The following is a 15976-nucleotide window of genomic DNA, read 5'->3' on the forward strand; positions in this document are numbered from 1 at the left end:
GCAGTTGCAAATCGTCGAGACCGTGTGGCAGCGGTGCGGCGAATCCACGACAGCCACCCGACCCCCGGGGCGTCCGGCCATAGTCCAGCCGGCGTCCGCGTGACAATGCTCACGCGGACACCCCGGGGGTCGCCTTTTCCACCGGGAAGGCATCGCACCGGAAGGACCCGCCGTGTCGGTACGGGAACTGACGGTGCTGGGCACGGCCAGTCAGGTGCCGACCCGGCATCGCAACCACAACGGGTACGTGCTGCGCTGGGACCGGGAGGTCATCCTCTTCGACCCCGGCGAGGGTACCCAGCGGCAGATGCTGCTGGCCGGAGTCGCCGCCAGCGACCTGACTCGGATCTGTGTCACCCATTTCCACGGCGACCACTGCCTCGGCCTGCCCGGCGTGATCCAGCGACTCTCCCTCGACCGGGTCGCACATCCGGTCGACGCCCACTTTCCGGCCGGCGACGGCGAGTACTTCGCCCGGCTGCGGCACGCCAGTTCGTTCTACGAGACCGCCGAGCTCCACGAACGCCCGGTACTGGCGGACGGCCAGGCCTTCGAGACCGCCGCCGGCCGGTTGGAGGCACGCCGACTCCGGCATCCGGTCGAGACGTACGGCTATCGGCTGGTGGAGCCGGACGACCGCCGGATGCTGCCGGACCGGCTGGCGGCGTACGGGATTCGTGGGCCCGCCGTCGGAGAGCTGGCCCGGACCGGCCACCTCGACCTGCCCGGAGGTCGCGTGCTGTTGGCCGAGGTGAGCGCGCCGCGCCCCGGCCAGCGGTTCGCCTTCGTGATGGACACCGGTCTCTGCGACGCGGTGTTCGCCCTGGCGGAGCGGGCCGACCTGCTGGTGATCGAGTCGACCTTCCTGACCGAGGACGCCGCGCTCGCCGCCGAGGTCGGCCACCTGACGGCGGCGCAGGCCGGGCGGGTGGCGGCCGAGTCGGGGGTACGTCGACTCGTGCTCACCCACTTTTCCCAGCGCTACGGCCCGGCAACCCGCCCGAAGCCGGTCGCCGGAGCACCGGTTTCCGGCACCGGGCCGGCGGTGGCCGGTACGGTGCCGGCGGCGGCGAGGGCGGCGGTCTCGACAGCGGAGCGTTTCGCCGCCGAGGCCCGGGAGCACTTCGACGGTGAGATCGTGGTGGCCGAGGACCTGATCCGGGTGCCCGTACCGGCTCGGTCGGTCAGCGGGGCAGCGACGCCGCCAGCCGCTTCGGCGCCCTGATCCGCCAGGACTCCGCCAGCAGTTCGCTCAACTCGACGGGATCGATGGTGTCGAGCGCGACCACCACCATCGGGTAGTTGACGTAGTGCGCCGGCACGGTGAAGGTCTGCGGAGCCGCCGTGACCAGCGCCTCCCGCTCGTTCGTGAAGATCGCGATCCGCTCGCCGCCCTCCAGCAGCCGGACGAACAGCTTGCCGCGAATCTTGCAGGTCGGTGTCCCATATGAGGTGCCCTGTTCCACCTCGGGCAGCACCGACACCAGATCACACACTCTGTCCCAGGTGACCATATCGGCCACGTTACTACTATCGACAAGTGACGCTCACCCTGCGCCCGGCGGTCGCCGGTGATCTGATGGCCATCGGAGATCTTCACCACCGTTCGCGGTCGGCGGCCTACCGGGAGTTCATTCCGGCGTACGCGTTGGCCTCGGTCACCGGGGAGATGATGGGCCGGTACTGGACGGAGCGCTGGACGTACGAGCGGGACAGCCATCTGTTGACGGTGGCGGAGCGGGACCGCCGGCTGGTCGGCTTCACCTACCTCGGGCCGCACGACCCGGAGGGGCCCGGCTCGGCCGGCCCGGACGTCGGCGAGTTGAACGCCATCCACCTGGATCCGGCGGAACAGGGGCGCGGCGTGGGTCGGGCGCTGATGGTCGACGCCCTGGCGAAACTGCACGCCCAGGGCTGGCGGCGGGCGGTGCTCTGGGTGCTCGCCGAAAACGCCCATGCCCGGGACTTCTACGTCCGGGGCGGCTGGGTACCGGACGGTGTCGAGCGGGAGGGCGACATCGGCCCGGTGCTGACCCGGCAGATCCGGCACGTCCGCGACCTTCCCTGACAACTCCCGGACCTCCCGCAATCCCACCCGTCCGACCTCCCGGAGTTCGCTGACCTTCCGCCTGTTCGCTCTGCTCGCTTTGTTCGCTCTGCTCGCTTTGTTCGCTCTGCTCGCCTTGTTCGCTGTGGGCGCTCTGTTCGCTGTGGGCGAAGCAGCCACGCCGGCCCGTCGGGCATCGACCGGCCTCGTCGCGGCGTTGTCCGGCACATGAGCACCGAACAACTCGAACCGGAGCGCGCCGAGTCGGCCGCTCTGGACGCGTACTCGCAGGTGGTCACCACCGTGGCGGCGCGGGTGCTGCCGAGCGTGGCGGCGCTGGCCGTACGGAGCCCGCGCGGCGCCGGGGCCGGCTCGGCGGTGACCTTCACCGACGACGGATTCCTGCTCACCAGCGCACACGTGGTGGAGGGCGCCGGCGGCGGCGTCGCGACCTTCGGTGACGGTGCGGAGGCCCGGTTCGACGTCGTCGGCGCCGACCCGCTCTCCGACCTGGCGGTCCTCCGGGTCCGGGCCACCGCCGCCCCGCCGGCCGAACTCGGCGACGCCGACCCGCTCCGGATCGGGCAACTCGTCGTCGCGGTCGGCAACCCGCTCGGGCTCGCCGGTTCGGTCACCGCGGGCGTGGTCTCCGGGCTGGGTCGGTCGCTGCCGGCCCGGGACGGTCGGGTCGTCCGGCTGATCGAGGATGTGATCCAGACCGATGCGGCGCTGAATCCGGGCAACTCCGGCGGCGCCCTCGCCGACTCTGCCGGCCGGGTGGTCGGGATCAACACGGCCGTCGCCGGCTACGGCCTCGGTCTGGCGGTGCCGATCAACTCCACCACCCGTCAGATCATCGGCGACCTGGTCAGCAACGGGCGGGTCCGCCGGGCCTGGCTGGGTGTCGCCGGAGTGCCCGTACCGCTGCCGCCGGCCGTCGCGGAACGGACCGGGCAGCAGCGCGGACTACGGGTGGTCGAGGTGGTTCCGGACAGCCCGGCCGGGATCGCCGGGATCTACCTCGGGGATGTGATCATCTCGGCCGGCGGTCGACAGGTGGCCAACGGGCAGAGTCTCCAGCGGCTCATGCTCGGCCCGGCGATCGGCACCCGACTGCCGATGACCCTGCTCCGCCGGTCCGCGTTCGTCGACGTCATCGCCGTACCCACCGAGCTCGCCCGCTGACGTCCGCTCGTCTCGCCGGACGGTTAGGAAGGGCCCCTTCTTCTACAAAAAACGATAAGAAGGGGCCCTTCCTTACATCTCAGCGGGGGCGGGCGCCGAGGTGGGCGAGGAGGTCCTGGCGGGTGAGGACGCCCTTCGGCTTGCCGTCCACCAGGACGAGGGCGGCGTCGGACTTCTCCAACAGGCCGACCGCCTCGCTCACCGGCTGGCCGCCGCCGATCATCGGCAGCGGCGGGCCCATGTGTCGCTCGATGGTGTCGTGCAGTTCGGCCTCGCCGGTGAAGAGCGCGTCCAGCAGGTCCCGCTCGGCGATCGAACCGGCCACCTCGCCGGTCACCACCGGTGGCTCGGCCTTGAGCACCGGCAGCTGCGACACGGCGTACTCGCGCATGTAGTCGACGGCGTCCCGGACCGTCTCGGTGGGATGTACGTGGATCAGCTCCGGGATGCCGTTCGGCTTGCTGGCCAGCGCGTCCGCCACGGTCGCCTCGCTGGCGCTGGTGGCCATGAAGCCGTACCGGGCCATCCACTCGTCATCGAAGATCTTGGAGAGGTAGCCACGACCGCCGTCGGGCAGCAGCACCACGACGACGTCGTCCGGCCCGGCCTGGCGGGCCACCTCGAGGGCGGCCGCCACCGCCATCCCGCAGGAGCCGCCGACCAGCAGCCCCTCCTCGCGGGCGAGTCGCCGGGTCAGTTCGAAGGACTCCTTGTCCGAGACCTTCACGATCTCGTCGCAGATGCTCCGGTCGTACGTCTCCGGCCAGAAGTCCTCACCGACGCCCTCGACCAGGTACGGCCGGCCGGTCCCGCCGGAGTAGACCGAGCCCTCGGGGTCGGCGCCGATGATCCGTACCGCCCCGCCGGAGGCCTCCTTGAGGTAGCGGCCGGTGCCGGAGATGGTGCCCCCGGTGCCCACCCCGGCGACGAAGTGGGTGATCCGGCCGCCGGTCTGCTCCCACAACTCCGGTCCGGTGGTCTCGTAGTGCGAGCGCGGGTTCGCCGGATTGGAGTACTGGTTGGGCTTCCAGGCGCCCGGGATCTCCCGGGTCAGCCGATCCGAGACGTTGTAGTACGAGCGGGGGTCCTCCGGGGCGACCGCCGTGGGGCAGACCACGACCTCCGCGCCGTACGCCCGCAGCACGTTCTGCTTGTCCTCGCTGACCTTGTCCGGGCAGACGAAGACGCACTTGTAGCCCTTGAGCTGGGCCACCAGCGCCAGCCCCACGCCGGTGTTGCCGCTGGTCGGCTCGACGATCGTGCCGCCCGGCTTCAGCAGGCCCGCCTGCTCCGCCTCCTCGACCATCCGCAGCGCGATGCGGTCCTTGACCGAGCCACCGGGGTTGAAGTACTCCACCTTGGCGAGCACGGTCGCCGAGATGCCTGTGGTGACCTGCCGCAGCCGGACCAGGGGTGTGTCACCGATCAGTTCGATGACGTTGTCGTAGTAGCGCACGTCGCTGTGCCCTTCTCCAGTGCTCGCCGCCCGGCCGGCACTTGCCGGGCACAGAGTCGGTGCTGGTGGCGTGCGGTCGGGGCGACCGATGGCGTGTTCACGGTCAGCCTACGTGCCCCCGGTCGGGCAGGTGGGCGGGGTTCCTCAGCCCACCCGGCGACCCTGGATCGGCCGGCGGGGCGGGCCGAGGGTCGCGGCGGCCGGACGGTGTGCGGATCAGGTCACCACGCCGCCGGGGATCACGGATTCCCGACGTGCCTCCCAGGCTAGGTAGCGCTCCGTCTCGGCCAGTACGGCGCCGGCCAGCCAGGTGACCATGAGCGCGTCGTCGGCGAGGCCGAAGAGCATCAGCATGAGTTCGGGTGCGAAGTCGATCGGGGACAGCACGTACGCCGTCGCCGCCGTCATCATCGCCAGCCGCAGTCCGCCGTCGTACTCGCCCCGGGTGGTCGCCCGGATCATGCGGGGCAGGGCGGCGAGCCGCTTGCCCAGCGGCGGCCCACCCCGGGAGCCCGCGGTCAACGCCTGGAACAACGCCTTGAAGGCAGCAGTGCGCTTCAGTGTCTTGTCCATCTCCGCGCCTCCTCTGTCGATTCATCATGCATCCGTACGCAAACCGCCGCTCGGCGCGGAGCCGGCGGGGGTCCGACCCGGATCGGCAACTGACCCCGGGAAGAGGCGGGACGGCGACAGCGCGGGGTGTGCGACCGAGATAATCTCAAAGGTCGCGGGGTAGGGCATGACAGGCGGGGGGCCTTGATGAGTCCGGCCGGATCGGTGCGACGGAAACAGTCGTCGTGGCGGAAGCAGTCGCGAAAGCAGCCGCCGCGTTGGGCAGGGTCGTCGTGGCTGACGCAGTCGCCACGGCGCGATCCGTCGTGGCAGCGGGAGCAGTCGTGGCTGATCGCCCGGCGGGTCGCGAAGGCCGCGGCCGTGGGAGTGGGGCTGACCGCGATCACCACCGTCGCCGCGACCGGGCTGCTGGTCGGGCAGGCCCGACAGGCCCGGCGGATCATCCCGTTGGCCGAGGCACCGCCGCCGCGCGGCGACGGCGTCTACGGCGCCAGATTTCCCGGCCGCCCGATCACGATGGTGATCCTGGGCGACTCGTCCGCCGCCGGCTACGGGGTGCACCGCCCCCGGGAAACGCCCGGCGCGCTGCTCGCCACCGGCACCTCCCGCCGGTTGCGCCGTCCGGTACGGCTGTACCGGTTCGCCGTGGTGGGCTGCCTCTCGGCCGGGTTGCGCCCGCAGATCGACGCGGCCCTGGAGCGGGAGCCCGATCTGGCGGTGATCCTGATCGGCGGCAACGACGTGACGAACCGTACGCCGCCGTCGGTGGCGGTCCGCTATCTCGTCGACGCGGTACGCGAACTCCGGGCCGCCGGTGCCGAGGTGGTCGTGGGCACCTGCCCGGACCTCGGCGCGATCCAGCCGATCAAGCCGCCGCTGCGTTGGCTCGCCCGGCGGTGGAGCCGGCAACTGGCCGCCGCGCAGACGGTCGCGGTGGTCGAGGCCGGCGGCCAGACGGTGTCCCTGGGTGACCTGCTCGGTCCCCGGTTCGCCGCCGAACCGACCCGGATGTTCGCCTGGGACCACTTCCACCCGTCCGCCGAGGGGTACGCGATCGCGGCGGCGGCGCTGCTGCCGACCGTACTGGCGGCGCTCGGGGCCGGGCCGGAGCGCCGGCCGGCGCAGACCGGGGACCAGGGCGTCCGCTCGCTTCCGGAGGCGGCTCACGAGGCGGCCCGGCATGCTGGCACCGAGGTCCGGGCCGTCCGGGTCGGCGGCCACGAACACGGGCCGGGCGGGCGGTGGGCGCAGTTGCGCCGCCGTGGGGCCTGGTTCGGCCACCCCCGTTCGGGTGACACTGAGAGCCCGGAAGAGACCGGGACACCGGCACCGACAACGCTGGACGGGGCAGCAACCTCCACAGTAGAGGAACGCGCATGACGGGACTAGACACGACCGGAGCGGTGATGTCCGGCATGGCCACCCGGCTCGCCAGGACAGCCGCGGTCACGCTGGCCGCCGGGGCGATCGGCGGAGTCGCGCTGCTGGTCGGCGAGGTCTTCCTGGCCCGTAACCGGCAGTACGCCCAGCCCGAACTGGGGCTGGCGCTGCGCTCCACCGTCGGTCGTACCGGCGCGCCGCCGCTCCGGCTGGTCCTGCTCGGCGACTCGGCGGCGCTCGGTGTCGGGGTGGACCGGGCCGACGACACGGTCGGTGGCCAACTGGCCCGGCTGCTCTCCGAGGGAGCGGGTCCGGCGGCCGGGGGCGAACGCCAGGTGTGGCTCTCCAGCGTCGGCGTCTCGGGGTCCCGCTCCACGGACCTGGCCACCCAGGTGGCCCGGGCGCTGCTCGGCGAGCGCCCGGACGTCGCGGTGATCCTGATCGGCGCGAACGACGTCACCGGGCTCCGCCGGCCCGGCGAGGCAGCGGCGTACCTCGGTGCGGCGGTACGCCGGCTCCGCGACGCCCAGGTCCGGGTCGTGGTCGGCACCTGTCCGGATCTCGGCGCGGTCCGGGCCATCGCGCCGCCGCTGCGCCAGCTCGCCGGCTGGCTCGGCCGGCACGCCGCCCGGGCCCAGTCCGTCGCGGTGGTCGAGGCCGGTGGCACCGTGGTCGATCTCGCCGCCGAGACCGGTGCGGTGTTCCGGGCCGACGTCGGAACGCTCTGCCACGACGGCTACCACCCGTCGGCCGACGGCTACCGGGTCTGGGCGCACGCGCTGCTGCCCGCCGTGGCCAGGGCCGCCGCCGGCACCCGACAGCGGTAACCGCGGTCGGTTCAGGTGGCGATTCCGACGGCCTGCCGGACCGACTCGGGCTGGTCGAGCGCCCGGAGCATGTAGTGCGCCACGTCGGCGCGCGGTATCCGGGCTCCCCGGCGCAGATTCTGCCCGTACGCCGTGCGGTAGGTCCCGGTCAGCGGCTTGTCGGTGAGTCTCGGCGGCCGTACCACCGTCCAGTCCAGGTCACTGTCCCGGAGCAGGTCCTCCATCACCGCGAGGTCAGCGTAGGGCCTGCGCAGGATGATCTTGATCATCGGGCTCAGCAGGTTCCGCATCAGGAACCCCTCACCCGGGTCGCGCCGGGGTGGATGGGGCCGGCCCACTGAGGGCACGGTCGAGATCGGCGCGGCGCTGACCACCACGATCCGGCGTACGTCCCGGGCCCGCATCGCCGCGATCATCGCCCCGGTGCCCCGCGACGTCACCCCGGACTCGGCGATCGAACGTGCGCCGAGTCCGGACAGGACCGCGTCGGCCTTGTCGACGGCGTCGGCGAGCACCGCCGGGTCGGGAGCGGTGAGGTCGGCCGCGACCAGCCGTACGCCGCCCTGCTCCGCACGCAGCGCCGCCGGGTTCCGGACCACCGCCGTGACGTCGTGACCAGCCGAGACGGCCTGCCGCAGGAGATGACGGCCGATGCCGCCGGTGGCCGCGAAGATGGTGAGTTTCATGGCACTCCCAGTTGGTTAGTAAGTGCTTACTCACCATCTAGAATAGTGAGTGCTCACCAACTGTCAACCGGGCCGATAACGTGCTCGGTGAAGATCGGAACGAAGCCGAGTGGAAGGCGATCCATGAGTCGAGCCGAGACGACCCGGGAGCGCATCCTGGCCGCCGCGTCCACGGTGATCCGGGAGCAGGGCCTCGCGCACACCACCACGAAGGAGATCGCCCGGGTCGCCGGCTACTCCGAAGCCACCCTCTACAAGCACTTCCAGGGCAAGGAGGACCTCTTCCTGGCGGTACTGCGGATCCGGCTCGCCCCGTTCATCGGGCTGATGGTCCGGCTGCCCGAGAAGGCCGGCACCGGGACCGTACCGGCGCACCTGACGGAGCTCGGCCACGAGATGCTCCGGGTGTACGAGGACTCCGGTCAGCTCGCCATGGCCCTGTTCGCCGAACCCGTGCTGCTCGAACGACAGCGCGCGGCGTTCAGCCGGATGGGCGGCGGACCGCAGCACGCGAACGCCCTGTTCGCCGAGTACCTCCGGCGGGAGCGGCAACTCGGCCGGATCGCCCCGACGGCGAACCCGGTGGCGCTGGCCAACCTCTTCCTCGGCGCGTGCTTCCACCGGGCCTTCCTCGTCGCCTTCCTGGGTCCGACCGGTCGCGACCAGCTCCTCGAGCACGATCCGGACCGGTTCGTCGAGGAACTGGTCGCGGCGATCCCGTACGGCCCCACCCCGCCGGCCGGGGAACGATCCGAAACGGCCTCGCACCTCGCCCCCTGGTGACCCCGGGACCGGATCGGGTTAACGTTTATTCATGTCGACCGCGTCCCCCCGCGAAGCCGTTATCGTCGCGACCGCCCGTTCCCCGATCGGCCGAGCGCACAAGGGGTCCCTCCGGGAACTCCGCGCCGACGACCTTGCCGCCACCATCGTCCAGGCGGCGCTGGACAAGGTGCCGCAACTCGACCCGACGCAGATCGACGACCTCTACCTCGGTTGCGGTCTGCCCGGCGGCGAACAGGGCTTCAACCTGGCCCGCGTGGTAACCACCCTGCTCGGCCTGGACACCGTCCCCGGCGCCACCCTCACCCGGTACTGCGCCTCGTCCCTCCAGACCACCCGGATGGCGCTGCACGCGATCCGGGCCGGCGAGGGCGACATCTTCGTCTCGGCCGGGGTCGAGTGCGTCTCCCGGTACGTCCGGGGCAACTCCGACGGTCTTCCGCCGCAGGCACAGGAGCTGGTCGGCGGCGGTTGGCAGAACCCGAGGTTCGACGCGGCACGGGCCCGGTCGGCGACCCGGGCCAAGGGCGGCGCCCCGGTCTGGGAGAACCCCCGGCTCCAGGGCGGACTGCCGGACATCTACCTGACGATGGGCCAGACCGCGGAGAACCTGGCCGAGGCGTACGACGTCAGCCGGGCCGACATGGACGAGTTCGGCGTACGCAGCCAGAACCTCGCCGAGAAGGCCATCGCCGACGGCTTCTGGGCTCGGGAGATCACCCCGGTCACGCTGCCCTCCGGCGAGTGGGTCGACTCCGACGACGGCCCCCGGGCGGGCGTGACCCTGGACGGGGTGACCGGGCTCAAGCCGGTGTTCCGGCCCGACGGTCGGGTCACCGCCGGCAACTGCTGCCCGCTCAACGACGGTGCCGCCGCCGTGATCGTGATGAGCGCGGAGCGGGCCCGCGAGCTGGAGATCACTCCGTTGGCCCGGATCGTCTCCACCGGGGTGACCGCGCTGTCCCCGGAGATCATGGGACTCGGTCCGGTCGAGGCGTCCCGGCAGGCGCTCCGCCGGGCCGGCATGACCATCGACGACGTCGACCTGGTCGAGATCAACGAGGCGTTCGCGGCCCAGGTGATCCCGTCGTACCGGCAGCTCGACATTCCGCTGGACAAGCTCAACGTGATGGGCGGCGCGATCGCCGTCGGCCACCCGTTCGGGATGACCGGCGCCCGGATCACCGGCACCCTGCTGAACGCGCTGGACTGGCACGACAAGTCCATCGGGCTGGAGACCATGTGCGTGGGCGGCGGCCAGGGCATGGCGATGGTGCTGGAGCGGCTGAGCTGAGCCGCTGACCGACGGGCGGGGGTCAGAGGGCCTGGCGGGTCGCGGTCACCTCGGCCTCGGCGTCGGTCAGCACCCCGGCCGGTGGGCCGGCGGCGATCAGGTCCGCCGCCACCACCCGGAGCTGGTCGGGCAGGGCCAGGTCGTTCTCCAGCCGGGGTACGGTCCGGCGCCGCTCGCCGGCCGCGTCCGCCGCCAGGTTGGCGAGCTGCTGGACGAGCCGGTGCAGCAGGTCGGCGCGGGCCGAGTTGCCGGCGGCGGCCGGCGCGACCCAGCGCGGCGCGGTCCAGTGACCCACCTGCCGGACCAGCAGGTCCACCTGGCGGGCCAGTGACTCGGCCGGGCGTCCCGGTCCGGCTGCGTTCATCGCGGCAGAGTCTACGTTCAGCGGTCCGTGAGCCTCAGCGCCTGATGTAGCTGATCAGGCGGAGGATCTGCCAGTAGAGGAAGATCAGGCCGACCAGCAACCCGAACGCGCAGTACCAGGCGTACCGGGTCGGCAGGCCGGCCCTGGCCCCGCGCTCCACCAGGTCGAAGTCGAGGATGAAGGTCAACGCGCCCACCGTGATGCAGACCAGGGCGAAGACGTACGGCAGCCAGCCGACCTTGCTGGTGGTGCTGTAGATCTCCAGCGCCTGCCGGCCGGCGATCAGGTACACGGCGAAGTTGACCAGACTCAGCACCACCACCCCGATCAGCGCGCCGACCACCATCCGGGTGAACCGGGGGGTGGCGCGGAGTACCCGGAGCCCGTACAGCACCGCCATTCCGGCGAAGACGCCGAAGGTGCCGACCACGGCCTGCACCACGATGCCGGGATAGATCGCCTCGAAACCCCGGCTCGCGACGCCGAGCAGCACGCCCTGAAGGATGGCGTAGACGCCGATGACGACGGGGTTGGTGATCCGGCGGATCGAGATCACCAGGGCCAGGACCAGCCCGGCCAGCGCCGAGCCGATCGCCGCCACGCCGGCCCAGTCCTCGGTCAGGAAGGTCCAGGCGATCGCGCCGGTGGCGCCGGTGAGCAGGAGCAGCCCGATGGTGCGGACCACCACGTCGTCGACCGTCATCGCCCGGGCGGCGGCGGCGCCGAGTACCTGGCGTTCGACCCGGGCGGTGTCGTCCAGGCGGCTCAACACCGGGTTGGAACTTTCCACGCCCCACCCTAACAACTCGGACATTTCCGTCCGCAGTACTCGGGCCCGTGCGACCGGCGGGGAGCCCGGCGGACGACCGACGCCCGCCCCCGGAATCCGGGGACGGGCGTCGGGTCGGACCGGGGCGGTGCCGGGTGGCGCCGGGAACGTCAGCTCAGGTCGTCGCGGCCGGGCTCAGTGCCCGACTGAGGCTGGGCTCAGTCGTCACCCTGAAAGAAGCTGAGCAGTCGCAGGATCTCGATGTAGAGCCAGACCAGGCTGACCAGGATGCCGAACGCGGCGATCCAGGAGTAACGGCGGGGCAGCCCCATCCGCACCCCCTCCTCCACCTCGTGGAAGCTGAGGATGAAGCTGAGCGACGCGATCACGATGCAGATCAGGCTGAACCCGATGGCCACCGGGCCACCGCTGCGCAGTCCGGTGTCGATGTCGGTGGTCAGCGTGATCACGAAGTTGATCAGCATGACCGCGAAGACGCCGACCATCGCCGCCACGACGCCCCGGATGAACTTCGGCGTCGCCCGGATGGCCTTGACCTTGTAGAGCCCGGCCATCAGGAAGAAGACCCCGAAGGTGGCGATCACCGCCTGCAGGACGATGCCGTCGTACCCGGCGATCGACTCGAAGAACTTGCTGACCATGCCGACGAAGACGCCCTCGATCACCGCGTAGGCGATCACGAGCGCCGGGTTCGCCATCCGCATGAACGAGATGACCAGGCCGAGCACCAGCCCGACGACGGCAGCGCCGATCCAGGCCGCGCCGACGAGCTCGTTCGGCACGAGCACCCAGGCCGCCGCGGCGGACAGCCCGGTGATGCCGAGCAGAGTGACGGTCTTGACGACGACGTCGTCGATGGACATTGGCTGTACGGTGGGCGGCGCGGCCGGGTAGCCATCCGCCGTCGGGTACGGCTGCCCGTAACCGGGCTGTCCGTATGCGCCGGCCGGGGCGTACCCGGCGGCCCGCTCCCGCTCGGCCGCCTGGCCGAGTCGGGCCAGCACCGGGTTGGACGTCTTCACTGTGTCAAGCCTCCTGGAAGGTCGGTGCACGGTGACCGTGCCCTATCCAGGGTAATGGTCGCTGGCGATGTTGTGGAGATCCACGTCACTTGGCACCCGTGGCGGGGCGCTCGGCACCCGTGGCGAGGGGGTGTGCCCGGGGCGGGGATCGAACCCGCACGCCTTGCGGCAGCCGCTTTTAAGGCGGCCGTGTCTGCCATTCCACCACCCGGGCAGGGCGGCACCGGACGCGATCGTCCCTGGTGCCTGCCACGGTAGCGGGTGAACCCCCACCGGGCGCACCCCGTTCTCGGATCGGCACTAGGGTCACTGTCGTGACCAGCACAGCCCGCGCGGCGCAGGACGCCGACTCCGGCCCGGCCACGACAGGCACCGTCTCGGAGCAGAACGGATCCCGGTGGGAACGCGGGGTCGTCGCGCTCCGTCGGCACCGCACCGACCTGGCGATCGGCCTGCTCTTCCTCCTCCTCGCCGGCTGGCTGACCGCCGGAATGTGGCCGGATCCCGGTGCCCGGATCCTCTCCCTGAACCCCGAGGACCAGGCGCTGTACGAGTGGTTCCTGGCCGTCGACTCCCGGGTCCTGCACGGGGACTTCGCCCTGCTCAGTGACCGGCTCAACGCCCCGACCGGGGTGAACCTGATGGCCAACACCACGGTCATCGCCCTCGGCATGCTGTTCGCGCCGATCACCCTGGTCGCCGGTGCGCCCGCCACCTTCGCGCTGCTCGTCGCCGGCAACCTCGCCGGCACCGCCATCGCCTGGCACCTCTTCTTCACCCGGGTGCTGGGCGTCCGGCGGCTCGCCGCCGCGCTGGGCGCCGGGCTCTGCGGCTTCGGGCCGGGGATGCTCTCGCAGAGCAACAGCCACCTGCACATGACCGCCCAGTGGCTGGTGCCGGTGCTGGTCTGGCTGGTCGTCCGGCTGGTCCGGGCCGCCGATCCGCAGGGCCGGCCCGACCGGCCCGGTGTCGATCGTCGCCGCGTCGTGACCTCGGCGGTCGGGCTGGCCGCCACCGTCTCGGTGCAGGTCTTCATCGGCGAGGAGGTGCTGTTCCTCACCGCCGTCGCCATGATCATCCTGAGCCTGGCGTACGCCGCCGCGAACTGGTCGCTGGCCCGTCGGGTACTGCCCGGGTTCCTCGCCGGGATGCTGCTCGCCGTCGCACTGGCCGGCGTCGTGCTGGCGTACCCGCTCTGGTTCCAGTTCGCCGGGCCGCAGAGCGTACCCAACGGGATGTTCAGCCCGCACTACTTCTACGCCGACCTGGCCAGTTGGCCGGCGATCTCGCCGCTGTCCGTAGCCGGCTCCGCCGAGTCCGCCAAACTGACCACCGGAGCGGCCGAGTACAACACCTTCCTCGGCTGGCCGCTCCTGCTCGCCACGGTCGTCGCCGCCGGCTGGCTGATCCGGCGGCCGGTCGTCATCGCCTGCGTCGCGGCCGGACTCGGGATGGCGGCGCTGTCGCTCGGCCCGACGGTGGTGGTCAACCGGGAGGCGACCGATCTCAGCGGCCCGTACGCGCTGCTGCTCGGGGTGCCCGTGGTCGACGGCGCGCTGCCGATGCGGTTCGCCCTCGCGCTGTTGCCGCTGATCGCCACGGTGCTGGTGCTCGCCCTGGACCGGGGACTGGCCGCGAGTCGGCCACCCATCCGGATCCTGGTACCGGTCGCGGCGGTCCTCGCCCTGCTGCCGATCTTCCCGACCCAGATGGCGACCGCCGCCCGGCCCCCGGTGCCGGAGTACATCAGCGCCGGCCACTGGCGCGACTGTGTCGAGCCCGGTGGCGTGCTCGTGCCCGTACCGCTGCCCACCCCCAAGGAGCCCTGGCCGATGCGCTGGGCCGCCGAGGCGGACGCGTCGTTCTCGATTCCGGAGGGCTTCTTCATCGGTCCGTACGCGGCCGGCGGCAAGGCGTCGATGGGCACCTACAAGCAGCCGACCTCGCAACTGCTGACGGACGTGACGACCAGCGGCGTCGTACCGGCGATCGGTCCCGAGCAGCGCGAGCGGGCCCAGCAGGACGTCAGGTTCTGGCGGGCGTCCTGCGTCGTACTCTCCGACGACGCCGTACACGTGGAGAGCCTGCGGATCACCCTGGAGGCACTCTTCGGCCCGTCCACCCGGGTCGCGGACGCCTGGACCTGGCGGGTCGGCTAGACCGGGCGGTGGTCGCCCGGCCGGCTGCCCGCCGCGGACGCCTCGACGAACTCCTCCCGGGGGTCGTGCAACTGGCCCAGCGCGACGACCTCGCGGCGGAGGAAGAAGGCGAGGCTCCAGTCCACCACCACCCGCACCTTGCGGTTGAGCGACGGGATCCGGCTCATGTGGTACGTCCGGTGCATGAACCAGGCCGGCAGCCCGGTGAGCTTGATCCCGTAGACCTGGGCGACGCCCTTGTGCAGTCCGAGGCTGGCGACGCTGCCCGCGTGCTTGTGCTTGTAGTCCACCGGAACCCGGCCCCGGATCACCGCCCGGATGTTGTCGGCCATCCGCGTCGCCTGCCGCACCGCGTGCTGGGCGCTCGGCGAGCAGTACGTCCCCGGCGGACCGGTGAGGTCGGGCACGGCGGCGCAGTCGCCGGCACTCCAGGCTCCCTCGACGATCTGCTCACCGTCGACCACCTGGAGCGTCGGAACGCAGGTCACCCGCCCCCGCTCGTCCCGGGGCAGGTCGGTCCGGGCCAGCATCGGGGAGGGCTTCACCCCGGCCGTCCAGACGATGGTGTCGGCCCGGAAGCTGTCGCCGTCGGAGAGCCGGACCAGTCCGTCCACGCAGGATTCCAGCCGGGTCTCCAGCCGGATGTCCATCTTGCGCTTCAACAGCTGGGCGACCGTGTACGCGCCCATGTCCCGGTCCACCTCGGGCAGCACCCGCAGGGTCGCCTCCACCAGCACCCAGCGCATGTCGTCGGCCTTCAGCTCCGGGTAGTACTTCAGCGCGTCCCGGGCCATGTCCTCCATCTCGGCCAGCGCCTCGATGCCGGCGTAGCCACCGCCGACGAAGACGAAGGTCAGCGCGCAGCGCCGGGTGTCCGGGTCGGTGGTGGCGGCCGCCACGTCGAGCCGGTCCAGCACGTGGTTGCGGAGGAAGATCGCCTCGCCGATGGTCTTGAAGCCGATGCCCCGCTCCGCCAGTCCGGGGATCGGCAGGGTCCGGGACACCGAACCGGGCGCCACCACGATGTGGTCGTACGCGATCTCGCGGGCCGGACCGATGATCGGCTGCACCGTCGCGGTCTTCCGGGCGTGCTCGACCCGGGTGACCGTACCGGCGACGATGGTGCAGCGGCGCAGCTCGCGCCGCAGCGGCACCACGGCGTGTCGGGGGGAGATGTTGCCGGCCGCCGCCTCCGGCAGGAACGGTTGGTACGTCATGTGCGGCTGCGGGTCGACCACGATGACCTCGGCCTCACGTGACCGGAGCTTCTTCGACAGGCGCAGGGCCGCGTACAGCCCGACGTGACCGGCACCTACCACAAGGATCCGCTGCGGATTCACGCCTCCATCCTTCCCCCACCGGCCTTCCGATGCGGGCCAGATGCCCCCTTCTGTGATTGACGACGCCAGG

Annotated in this window: 16 protein-coding genes and 1 tRNA gene; 8 read left to right on the forward strand and 9 right to left on the reverse strand. The window is 71.7% G+C overall.

Annotation, left to right across the window (positions count from 1 at the left end; all coding sequences use genetic code 11):
• Positions 1-172: 172 nt before the first annotated feature.
• Positions 173-1225 carry a ribonuclease Z gene (locus H4W31_RS02715; protein WP_192765196.1) on the forward strand — a complete coding sequence of 351 codons (1053 nt, stop codon included), beginning with the start codon at positions 173-175 and terminating at the stop codon, positions 1223-1225.
• On the opposite strand, the gene H4W31_RS02720 is transcribed toward H4W31_RS02715, so the two are convergent.
• The gene (locus tag H4W31_RS02720) at positions 1185-1514 is read right to left on the reverse strand and encodes an MmcQ/YjbR family DNA-binding protein (RefSeq protein WP_225946062.1); all 330 of its coding nucleotides are present in this window, start codon (positions 1512-1514) and stop codon (positions 1185-1187) included. The genes H4W31_RS02715 and H4W31_RS02720 overlap by 41 nt on opposite strands.
• Before the next feature lie 26 nt (positions 1515-1540).
• Between H4W31_RS02720 and H4W31_RS02725 the strand changes: the two genes are divergently transcribed.
• Both H4W31_RS02725 and H4W31_RS02730 read left to right on the forward strand, forming a co-directional pair.
• Complete coding sequence (locus tag H4W31_RS02725) at positions 1541-2068, forward strand: GNAT family N-acetyltransferase (protein ID WP_192765198.1); 528 nt, start codon at positions 1541-1543, stop codon at positions 2066-2068.
• A 207-nt stretch (positions 2069-2275) separates the two neighbouring features.
• Positions 2276-3232, forward strand: a complete 957-nt coding sequence (locus tag H4W31_RS02730) for a S1C family serine protease (protein WP_192765199.1) — start codon at positions 2276-2278, stop codon at positions 3230-3232.
• Positions 3233-3311: 79 nt separating this feature from the next.
• Here the strand turns inward: H4W31_RS02730 and H4W31_RS02735 are convergent, their stop codons facing one another.
• Positions 3312-4688 carry a cystathionine beta-synthase gene (locus H4W31_RS02735; RefSeq protein WP_192765200.1) on the reverse strand — a complete coding sequence of 459 codons (1377 nt, stop codon included), beginning with the start codon at positions 4686-4688 and terminating at the stop codon, positions 3312-3314.
• A 216-nt stretch (positions 4689-4904) separates the two neighbouring features.
• Positions 4905-5261: a YkvA family protein gene (locus H4W31_RS02740; RefSeq protein ID WP_192765201.1), complete on the reverse strand. Its 357-nt coding sequence runs from the start codon at positions 5259-5261 to the stop codon at positions 4905-4907.
• Between the two features lie 276 nt (positions 5262-5537).
• On the opposite strand from H4W31_RS02740, the gene H4W31_RS02745 reads away from it, so the two are divergent.
• The gene (locus tag H4W31_RS02745) at positions 5538-6641 is read left to right on the forward strand and encodes an SGNH/GDSL hydrolase family protein (RefSeq protein WP_404825684.1); all 1104 of its coding nucleotides are present in this window, start codon (positions 5538-5540) and stop codon (positions 6639-6641) included.
• Entirely contained in the window at positions 6638-7468 is an 831-nt protein-coding gene (locus H4W31_RS02750) for an SGNH/GDSL hydrolase family protein (RefSeq protein WP_192765202.1), read from the forward strand. Before H4W31_RS02745 ends, H4W31_RS02750 begins: the two co-directional genes overlap by 4 nt.
• Before the next feature lie 11 nt (positions 7469-7479).
• Here H4W31_RS02750 and H4W31_RS02755 read toward each other — a convergent pair whose 3' ends face one another.
• Positions 7480-8154, reverse strand: a complete 675-nt coding sequence (locus tag H4W31_RS02755) for an NAD(P)-dependent oxidoreductase (RefSeq protein WP_192765203.1) — start codon at positions 8152-8154, stop codon at positions 7480-7482.
• 123 nt (positions 8155-8277) lie between these two features.
• Between H4W31_RS02755 and H4W31_RS02760 the strand changes: the two genes are divergently transcribed.
• Together H4W31_RS02760 and H4W31_RS02765 are read left to right on the forward strand one after the other, a co-directional pair.
• Entirely contained in the window at positions 8278-8937 is a 660-nt protein-coding gene (locus H4W31_RS02760; protein ID WP_192765204.1) for a TetR/AcrR family transcriptional regulator, read from the forward strand.
• A 31-nt stretch (positions 8938-8968) separates the two neighbouring features.
• Positions 8969-10231: an acetyl-CoA C-acetyltransferase gene (locus H4W31_RS02765; RefSeq protein WP_192765205.1), complete on the forward strand. Its 1263-nt coding sequence runs from the start codon at positions 8969-8971 to the stop codon at positions 10229-10231.
• A gap of 22 nt (positions 10232-10253) precedes the next feature.
• On the opposite strand, the gene H4W31_RS02770 is transcribed toward H4W31_RS02765, so the two are convergent.
• The 4 genes from H4W31_RS02770 to H4W31_RS02785 form a co-directional block, all read right to left on the reverse strand.
• Positions 10254-10595, reverse strand: a complete 342-nt coding sequence (locus H4W31_RS02770) for a hypothetical protein (RefSeq protein ID WP_192765206.1) — start codon at positions 10593-10595, stop codon at positions 10254-10256.
• Between the two features lie 34 nt (positions 10596-10629).
• A complete protein-coding gene (locus H4W31_RS02775; RefSeq protein ID WP_192765207.1) occupies positions 10630-11385 on the reverse strand; it encodes a Bax inhibitor-1/YccA family protein in 756 nt (251 codons plus the stop codon).
• A 197-nt stretch (positions 11386-11582) separates the two neighbouring features.
• Positions 11583-12407: a Bax inhibitor-1/YccA family protein gene (locus H4W31_RS02780; protein ID WP_192765208.1), complete on the reverse strand. Its 825-nt coding sequence runs from the start codon at positions 12405-12407 to the stop codon at positions 11583-11585.
• A gap of 133 nt (positions 12408-12540) precedes the next feature.
• Positions 12541-12621: transfer RNA gene (locus H4W31_RS02785), tRNA-Leu, on the reverse strand.
• A 100-nt stretch (positions 12622-12721) separates the two neighbouring features.
• On the opposite strand from H4W31_RS02785, the gene H4W31_RS02790 reads away from it, so the two are divergent.
• Entirely contained in the window at positions 12722-14566 is a 1845-nt protein-coding gene (locus H4W31_RS02790; protein ID WP_318782991.1) for a hypothetical protein, read from the forward strand.
• Here H4W31_RS02790 and H4W31_RS02795 read toward each other — a convergent pair.
• Positions 14563-15906 carry an NAD(P)/FAD-dependent oxidoreductase gene (locus H4W31_RS02795; protein ID WP_192765209.1) on the reverse strand — a complete coding sequence of 448 codons (1344 nt, stop codon included), beginning with the start codon at positions 15904-15906 and terminating at the stop codon, positions 14563-14565. The two genes, H4W31_RS02790 and H4W31_RS02795, sit on opposite strands and share 4 nt — an antisense overlap.
• Positions 15907-15976 lie beyond the last annotated feature (70 nt).

The sequence above is a fragment of the Plantactinospora soyae genome, assembly GCF_014874095.1.
Taxonomy (GTDB): domain Bacteria; phylum Actinomycetota; class Actinomycetes; order Mycobacteriales; family Micromonosporaceae; genus Plantactinospora; species Plantactinospora soyae.

What these genes read in the sequence shown, in the direction of transcription:
- H4W31_RS02770 (WP_192765206.1), bottom strand. Translation starts at nt 10,595, where the DNA reads ATGAACGCAGCCGGACCGGGACGCCCGGCCGAGTCACTGGCCCGCCAG.
- H4W31_RS02755 (WP_192765203.1), bottom strand. Translation starts at nt 8,154, where the DNA reads ATGAAACTCACCATCTTCGCGGCCACCGGCGGCATCGGCCGTCATCTC.
- H4W31_RS02750 (WP_192765202.1), top strand. Translation starts at nt 6,638, where the DNA reads ATGACGGGACTAGACACGACCGGAGCGGTGATGTCCGGCATGGCCACC.
- H4W31_RS02720 (WP_225946062.1), bottom strand. Translation starts at nt 1,514, where the DNA reads ATGGTCACCTGGGACAGAGTGTGTGATCTGGTGTCGGTGCTGCCCGAG.
- H4W31_RS02740 (WP_192765201.1), bottom strand. Translation starts at nt 5,261, where the DNA reads ATGGACAAGACACTGAAGCGCACTGCTGCCTTCAAGGCGTTGTTCCAG.
- H4W31_RS02730 (WP_192765199.1), top strand. Translation starts at nt 2,276, where the DNA reads ATGAGCACCGAACAACTCGAACCGGAGCGCGCCGAGTCGGCCGCTCTG.
- H4W31_RS02765 (WP_192765205.1), top strand. Translation starts at nt 8,969, where the DNA reads ATGTCGACCGCGTCCCCCCGCGAAGCCGTTATCGTCGCGACCGCCCGT.
- H4W31_RS02760 (WP_192765204.1), top strand. Translation starts at nt 8,278, where the DNA reads ATGAGTCGAGCCGAGACGACCCGGGAGCGCATCCTGGCCGCCGCGTCC.